The organism is uncultured Aurantimicrobium sp., assembly GCF_936931525.1.
Taxonomy (GTDB): Bacteria; Actinomycetota; Actinomycetes; order Actinomycetales; family Microbacteriaceae; genus Aurantimicrobium.
This window is the reverse complement of record NZ_CAKZII010000039.1, coordinates 1-6,145: the sequence shown is the minus strand read 5'-3', so window position 1 is coordinate 6,145 and position 6,145 is coordinate 1. Positions and strand designations below refer to the sequence as shown.

Below are 6,145 nucleotides of genomic sequence, written 5' to 3'. Positions count from 1 at the left end.
TCTTCGGTCAGGTGCAGAGTCTCGAGTAAAGCCTCGATGTTTTCGTGCATGTGTTCTGGCTGCATAAGTCCCTCGTGCGTGGAGATGTGTTTCATTCGCTAGTTTAGGTTGCGAGATGACGAATACGGTGACCCTCGCGAGCGAGCACGACTCTGCCGACTTCCAGACCTTCCTTGAGCGTGCGGAACGCCTCGGTGCTGAGCATGTCTGGCTGGTCGGTGCAGGTACTGCTCTCGCCGCATACGTGGCAGTTCTCACCCCGCAAGGTTTACTCGATGTTGCTCCAACCGTTCTTGGTTTGCGCGTCTTCGAGCGCGTGGAAACAGGGAACCTGGACATGGTGGTCCAGGTTCGCGCCATACTCGATCGTTTGGCTCACGACAAGATCTCGATACCCCTTCCTGTTGGTCAAGCGGGCATTGCATGGACTGGGGTAGCTCCACCTCGTTCTGAGTGGTTACCTGTAGGAACCATGCTCGAGATTGAGCTCCAGCTCACGGCCAAAGCGGGTATCGAAGAAGTGGCCAAAGCCAACGGCCTCGGCACCAACATTGTGACGGCTGTGCGTGAAGAAGTGTGGCGCAGGCCACTCAACGTTCAGAACGCAGAAACTCCGAAGACTGTTCCTGCAGGCATCGCCTTTGCTGGTTTCGGTCTGGGATTCTTCGGAACAGGAATTGCCCAGGTGACTTCGTCAGGAGCATGGACCCGCGTTGCGACCGATCGTGGTCACATTTTGACTAAATAGCTGGCGAACTAACTAGTCCTCGAACGTATTCGTCATGGCGTAGGCAGCACGCTCGAGGTATTCGAGCAGAGTTTCACGCTGCAGTGGCGGAAGCTTGAGAGTGTCCACGGCATGCTCCATGTGGCCCAACCAGCGATCCCTGGCATCTGGGTTGATCTTGTAGGGCATGTGGCGCATACGCAGCCGAGGGTGTCCACGTGTATCGCTGTATGTGCTGGGTCCGCCCCAGTACTGCTCGAGGAACAACTTGAGACGATCTTCTGCTGGCCCTAAGTCATCCTCGGGATACATGGCTTTGAGCACAGGATCCTTGGCCACGCCCTTATAAAACTCATGAGCAAGCTTGGCAAAGACAGGCTCGCCACCCACTTCGTCGTAGAAGGAGAGAAGTTCTTCGCTCATGCTTTCTTGGCCGCGCTTGGCTTCTTGATCTTGGCCGCAAAACGCTTGGGATCGCCATAAGACTTGTTTCCTACGCGCACGATCTCGCCGTTGCGCACAAACCAGATGGTGCCATCGTCACCGCGCAACGTGGTGATGCGCAGGCCGACTGACTCCACAGTCCCGGAAGCGAGACCTAAGTCAACGACGTCTCCGACACCGAGCTGGTCTTCAAAAACCATGAACATGCCGTTGAGCACATCCTTGATGATGTTCTGAGCGCCAAAACCCAGTGCAGCCGTTCCAATACCTGCGGTTGCCACAATGGCTGTCACGGAGACCCCCATCACTTGCAAGATTTGGATCGACGCAATACAGACAATGCTCCAGGTGATGAAGTTATGGAACACCGTTCCCATGGTCTTGGTGCGTTGCACCTGACGGCTGGCGGTGACTGCGGCCGGAACTCCAACGGGGCCGGTGTGGTCAGAGGTGCCACCGTTCTTTTTGCGAGCTTCTGAAACGAGGCGGCGAATGACACGATCGCTGACAGCTAGCAAAATCGCGCGAAGGATGAGCGAAACAATGACTATCAACGCAATGTTGAAAGGAATTGTGGCGGCGTTGTAGACCGCCACAATCCATGACCAGAAAGTATCCATAGCTCTATCCTTGCTTGTCGCGTGCCTGAGCGGCGAGGGTGCGCTCGGTGCCAGCCAAGTTTTCCACGATGAGTCGACGCAGGGGAGCTGGCGGGTTGTTTGTTGCAAGGTAGTCACGAGTTGCCTGTGCAAGTGCTTCGTTAGCCAGAGGTGCGGGGTAGTAGCTCTCTACGAGCTCTTCCGCGATGGCGTAACTACGGTTAGCCCAGATCTTCTCGATGGAGTTAAAGTACTGCTTCACGAAGGGCTCCAAAACAGCGAGGTCCTGTGCCTTGTTAAAGCCAAGACCTGTTGCGCGGACAATCAAGTTGGGCTTGTCCTCTTCAACCCAGACCGAGTTCCACGCAGCTTGCTTCTGGACCAGCGAAGGCAGGGCAGCCTTTGCATGAGCAGCAGACTGAGCTCCGGTGGCGGTGTTGTCTTCAGCGAGATAAGCATCGATGTCTGCCTCGGTGGCGTGGCCACCGGCAGCGAGAGAGATCAGTAGTTCCCAACCGAGGTCAGTGTCGATGTCCAAGTCACCGAGTGAAATTTTGCCATCACGCAGTTCCTTGACGTGGGTGAGGTGCTCATCTGTTGATGCCAAGGCTGCAAAGCTCCGAAGGAACTGGAATTGGAGATCGCTACCAGCTTGCGCTTCGTTAGCCATGCTCCAGAGGGCATCTGCTACGCGAACAGTTTGTGCTTCGCGGGTTGCGGGGTCCACGTAGCTGGAAGCAACGAGGAGGAGTTGTCCCAGAACAGTGCGCACCACGGTGGACTCTGTCTCTGTAGCAATGTTGCCGAGAACCAAATCAATGAAGTCACGGCCTGCGGTTTCTGCATCGCGAGTGGAATCCCACACCGAACCCCAGACGAGGGAGCGGGCAAGTGGGTCTTCAATGTCCTTGAGGTTGGCAATGGCCACGCGAAGTGATGACTCATCGAGACGAATCTTGGCGTAAGCAAGATCGTCATCGTTGATGAGAATCAAGTCAGGTCGCTTCAAGCCAATGAGGTCTGAAACCTCTGTGCTCACACCGTCCACATCGAGCTCAACACGGTGGTCGCGCACGAGCTTGCCTTGAATGAGGTTATAGAAACCAATCGCCATACGGTGAGGGCGAATGGTGGGCCAGTCTGCGGGTGCAGTCTGCTCAATGGTGAACGCAGTGATGCTGCCATCGGCATCGGTGGTCAGCGCTGGGCGCAGAGTATTCACACCTGCGGTTTCTAGCCAGAGCTTGGACCAGGTGGTGAGGTCGCGACCAGAGGTCGCTTCCAGCTCAACCAGGAGGTCCTTGAGCTCAGTATTGCCGTAGGCGTGCTTCTTGAAGTACTGACCCACACCGGCAAGGAACTGTTCCTGGCCAACCCAGGCACCAAGCTGCTTGAGTACAGAGCCACCCTTGGCATAGGTAATACCGTCAAAGTTCACACGCACAGCATCGAGGTCAGGAATGTCCGCCACAATCGGGTGAGTGGAAGGAAGTTGGTCCTGACGATATGCCCAGCTCTTCTCCATCACAGCGAAGGTGGTCCATGCTTCGTGCCATTCAGTTGCTTCTGCTGTGGCCAAAGTTGATGCGTATTCAGCAAAGCTTTCGTTCAGCCACAGGTCATTCCACCAGCGCATGGTGACGAGGTCGCCAAACCACATGTGAGCTAGCTCATGCAGGATGGTGACGACGCGACGCTCGCGGATGGCGTCGGTGACCTTGGAGCGGAATACGTAGGCTTCCGTGAAGGTCACACAACCCGCGTTCTCCATCGCTCCTGCGTTGAACTCGGGAACAAAGAGCTGGTCGTACTTGTCAAAGGGGTAGGCGTAGTCGAACTTAGATTCGAAGTACGCAAAGCCTTGACGGGTCTTCTCGAACACGTAGTCAGCGTCCATGTATTCCGACAGTGACTTACGGCAGAACACACCGAGTGGAATAACCCGACCATCAGTGCTCGTGAGTTCGCTGCGCACGACGTCATAAGGGCCTGCAACGAGTGCAGTGATGTAGCTAGAAATGCGAGGAGTGGGTTCAAAATTCCAGGTGGCTGAACCGTTGTCGTGTTTGACAGGAGCAGGCGTGGGTTGGTTGCTGGTGACTTCCCACTTTTCGGGAGCGGTCACGGTGAACTGGAAAGTTGCCTTGAGATCAGGTTGTTCGAACACGGCAAACATGCGGCGTGAGTCAGGAACTTCGAACTGGGTATAGAGGTAAACCTCACCGTCAACGGGGTCGACAAAGCGGTGCAGACCCTCGCCGGTGTTGGTGTATTTCGCTTCAGCGACCACGGTCAAGGTGTTGTGTGCTTGCAGGTTATCGAGCTGAATGCGGGTGCCATCTGACACCTGTGCAGCGTCCAACTCAACACCGTTGAGGGTCACGCTGTGCACGCTCGACGTAATTGCATCGATGAAGGTCGAATAACCCGGGGTTGCTGAGAACGTCACCGTTGTGGTGGCACCAAAAACTTCTGCGCCACGCAGCAGATCAAGATCAACGGCATAGCTGTCAACAGCAATGTTCTCTGCGCGTTCAATGGCTTCGAGGCGGGTGAGGTTCTCTCCGGACACGTATTTTCCTTCCAGCGGTGTACTAAAGAGCCTAACCCGGCCTCACCGCCCCTAAAATCGAGGAATGCGCATTCACATCGCCACAGACCACGCTGGACTCGAATTCAGCCAGTTCCTGCAGAACCACCTCACCGAGGCTGGTCACGAAGTTATTGACCACGGACCACAGGAATATGACGCCCTTGATGACTACCCTGCCTTCTGCATCAACGCAGCAGCAGCGGTCGCTGCCGACCAGTCTGCTGGCGTTGACGCCCTCGGCATCGTCTTTGGTGGTTCCGGTAATGGCGAGCAAATTGCTGCCAACAAAGTTGATGGCATTCGTGCCGCCTTGGTGTGGAGCCAGGCAACTGCGCAGCTGGCCCGTGAACACAACAACGCCAATGTCATTTCCATCGGTGCTCGTCAGCACACTCTCGAAGAAGCAGTGGGCTTTATCGACACCTTCATCGCGGAGCCATTCCCCGGAGATGAGCGTCACGTTCGCCGCATTGCTCAGCTTGCTGAATATGAGACCACCGGCGATATTGCTGGCAAGGGCGTCGACAAGTACTAGTCACTCATGCCTGAGGGTCACTCCGTTCACCGCATTGCGCGGCAATTTGAACGCAACTTCGTAGGACACCGCATCGCGGTCTCTTCCCCGCAGGGGCGCTTTGCCGACGGTGCGGCTGTGCTCAATGGAACAGAACTCATCGAAGTGTGGGCCGTGGGCAAGCAGATGTTCATGGGTTTCGCCGGTGATCACTGGCTTCGCATTCACCTCGGAATCTATGGTGCGTGGGATTTCTCAGGCGATATCCAAGCCGATGCCACGATTGCCTCGGCTAATGGCCGGATGGGTCAAACCAATCAGCGTGGAACTGTCTTTGATGTTGACGGCGAGAATTCACTGACCTCTATTGGTGCACCACGCAAGACGCGGGTGCGGATGGCAGAAGCCGAGAAAGAATCCGCTCTAGATACTGCACATGTTTTTCCACCTGAGCCCATTGGTCAAGTCCGCGTTCGCCTGCTGACCGAAACGGTCTGTGCAGATCTTCGCGGCCCCACAGCCTGTGAAGTTCTGACACAAGAACAAGTCGATGCTGTGTTGGACCGGCTAGGTCCAGATCCTCAGCGGGACCCCAGCGATGCGGCGGGTCAGAGATTTGTTGACGTCATTCGCAAGAAGAACACCACCATTGGACAGTTGCTCATGGATCAATCTGTGGTGGCAGGTATTGGCAATGTGTATCGAGCAGAGATGCTTTTTCGGGCAGGCATTGATCCGTATCGCCCCGGCAAACTCGTGACCGAAGACGAAGCCTGGGGGCTATGGCGGGACTGGGTCTACCTGCTAGAGATTGGTGTTCAAACTGGTCAGATGATGACCATCGATGGTCTTGAAGGTGATGCCTGGCGCAAGGCCATGGCAAACCGTGCAGACCGCCACTGGGTTTACAAGCGTGAAGGTATGCCCTGCCTCACCTGCGGTACGAATATTCGTCTCGATGAGATGGCAAACCGCAAGCTTTATTGGTGTCCTTCGTGCCAAACTTGAGCCATGCAGCTCACCCTCACTAATGCTCGAATCCCTGGTGAACGCGGCCTCATTGGCAGCTTGATCAATGTGGTCATTACCGATGGCGTCATCAGTGATATTCAATTCGTGGGCGCTACCGGGGCTATCAGCCTCGACTTTGACCCGGCAGGCGAAACCATTGATCTCGGCGGTCGTTTCCTGATTCCAGGAATGTGGGATACCCACACGCACTTCACTTCGTGGTCCATGCTGTTGCAGCGTTTGAACCTTGAAGGCGT

The 6,145-nt window shown here is 55.7% G+C and carries 6 protein-coding genes and 1 pseudogene; 4 read left to right on the top strand and 3 right to left on the bottom strand.

Going from position 1 to position 6,145, the window contains the following annotated elements; genetic code table 11:
* The first annotated feature begins 115 nt into the window (after positions 1–115).
* Complete coding sequence (locus Q0362_RS01885) at positions 116–748, top strand: hypothetical protein (protein ID WP_298119186.1); 633 nt, start codon at positions 116–118, stop codon at positions 746–748.
* A 12-nt stretch (positions 749–760) separates the two neighbouring features.
* Here the strand turns inward: Q0362_RS01885 and Q0362_RS01880 are convergent, their stop codons facing one another.
* The 3 genes from Q0362_RS01880 to pepN are packed head-to-tail and all read right to left on the bottom strand — an operon-like array spanning position 761 to position 4,342.
* Positions 761–1,150, bottom strand: a complete 390-nt coding sequence (locus tag Q0362_RS01880; protein WP_298119184.1) for a globin — start codon at positions 1,148–1,150, stop codon at positions 761–763.
* Positions 1,147–1,791, bottom strand: coding sequence for a mechanosensitive ion channel family protein (locus tag Q0362_RS01875; protein ID WP_298119182.1), 645 nt, complete (start codon positions 1,789–1,791; stop codon positions 1,147–1,149). Before Q0362_RS01875 ends, Q0362_RS01880 begins: the two co-directional genes overlap by 4 nt.
* Positions 1,792–1,795: 4 nt before the next feature.
* Positions 1,796–4,342: an aminopeptidase N gene (gene pepN / locus Q0362_RS01870; protein WP_298119180.1), complete on the bottom strand. Its 2,547-nt coding sequence runs from the start codon at positions 4,340–4,342 to the stop codon at positions 1,796–1,798.
* A 64-nt stretch (positions 4,343–4,406) separates the two neighbouring features.
* Between pepN and Q0362_RS01865 the strand changes: the two genes are divergently transcribed.
* From Q0362_RS01865 to Q0362_RS01855, 3 genes and pseudogenes are all read left to right on the top strand, one after another.
* On the top strand, positions 4,407–4,898 hold the full coding sequence (locus Q0362_RS01865) for a ribose-5-phosphate isomerase (protein ID WP_298119178.1): 492 nt from the start codon (positions 4,407–4,409) through the stop codon (positions 4,896–4,898).
* Positions 4,899–4,904: 6 nt separating this feature from the next.
* Complete coding sequence (locus Q0362_RS01860; protein WP_298119175.1) at positions 4,905–5,885, top strand: Fpg/Nei family DNA glycosylase; 981 nt, start codon at positions 4,905–4,907, stop codon at positions 5,883–5,885.
* A gap of 3 nt (positions 5,886–5,888) precedes the next feature.
* A pseudogene (locus Q0362_RS01855) lies at positions 5,889–6,145 on the top strand (hypothetical protein); the annotation flags it as partial.